The following is a 1,604-nucleotide window of genomic DNA, read 5'->3' on the forward strand; positions in this document are numbered from 1 at the left end:
AGCGAGATGCCGCCAAGAAAGCTGGGCACGCTGGCCTGCAGGCCCGCCGCATTGCCGGCCAGAAGCAGGCTTTCGCCGGCGACGAAGGTGAGGAAGCCGGCCGCGACGCAATCATTGCCGAGCCGCTGGTATTTTAGGGTGAGCAGCGCCGCGGCCACGACGAGTGCCACGCCATCGATCGCCCAGACCATCTCGCGCAGCGCGTCGCTGGCAACGAAGGTGCCCGCAAGCCCAAATGCGCCGCCGATGGCGAGGCCTATCGCGGCGACGGTGTCCAGAGTGGAGCGCATGTGATGTCTCCCCAAGCCGCGGGGAAGAATACGCCGATGTGAGGGGATGGTGAAGAGTATCGCAGGGGCGAAAGATCCTTGGCAAGCCTCTTCGAGTTGCTGAGTGCCGTTCACGCCACCCGTGAGGATCAGGGCGCATTGATTGCGCACGTCACCATTCATTCACTTGCCTGGATCGTCGCTAGGCCGAGACGCGAAAAGAGGCAAATCAAAGTTCGCTTCCTTAGAGCTCGACCTCTTGCCCAGAAATTCTTCAATTGTTGGTCGAAGATACTCGACAAATATACTCCGCGTTCTAAACAACCTTATCTCAATTTCACGATTTATTTCAGGCCACCTAGATAGGTGCTTCGCAAAGTACAGCAGAAAATTGCCACGGTTAGCTGGGTACTGCATATCGTATAAATCGGAAACTAACTTGGCCGCTGGCACTCCCAGTTTCCTACCCGGACTTATTGTCAAGGATGCCATCGATGAGGATGGCAATACGCTCATCTTGCCGAGGCGCATGCCGCACTCTTGTCAACAATTCCGTTACGCGACCTGTTTGAATTCTGTCAGTATCGACACGTGATGAGCTTCTCTCCCGAGTTTCTTCAGAAACTACCGCAAACTCAGCAAGTATTGCCCTTTTGAGCTTTTCCTCATCGATCAAGGCTCGATCAGACTGAGCAAGTGCCTCTAAATGTAGCTCTAAATCACCATTGGCATTCACCGAGGCTCCCAATCGCGCGCGTGCCCCCAAAATGCGTCTCGCAACATCTACGCTTGGGGCCGCCGCCAAAAGATTGGCCCAGACCGCCGACCGCAGAGCCGATCCTTCATAGTAAGCACGGGCAGAGCGGGCTCCCGTTACCTTAGCCACCTCTTCGCGCATCGCGACGCGCGCTCGCTTCTTTTCTTGCGGATCCCCAATAAGTTCCGCCACTTGCAACACAACAGAATGCCGCTCCGGCAGCCGTGTTACGAACGATCTAAGTATAGATGAGAGAGCATCAACGGTACCGATGTGGCATAAACCGTCCTCTGTGACGAAGGCTAAGATTTGCTCGTCGCCAACTGCCACCGACAGATCATGGTTCGACGGTATTACTTTCTCAGAAACATCGTCGACTTCTAGAAAGCGCAAAATTTTGGATGTAATTTCGTCGATTTCTTGGACAAAGTTACTCTTTGGCCTTCTGACGCTCCTCAATATCGATAGCGCAAAGCCAATGTAATCTCCCTGAAAAGGTAGGCATCCAACTACAAAGAAATCGTCAGAGGCACTCACAATGCACCCCACGATACATAAAGCTCTCTGACGGATGCCTC

General features: G+C 54.0%; 1 protein-coding gene and 1 pseudogene. Both read right to left on the reverse strand.

Going from position 1 to position 1,604, the window contains the following annotated elements; translation table 11 throughout:
- Positions 1 to 290, reverse strand: a pseudogene (locus tag AC4FWB_RS34005) (hypothetical protein); the annotation flags it as partial.
- Positions 291 to 732: 442 nt separating this feature from the next.
- Positions 733 to 1,604, reverse strand: an 872-nt coding sequence (locus AC4FWB_RS34010; RefSeq protein ID WP_491030584.1) for a hypothetical protein, incomplete at its 5' end; no start/stop codon positions are given.

This window comes from Mesorhizobium sp. LEGMi-168a, assembly GCF_058312955.1.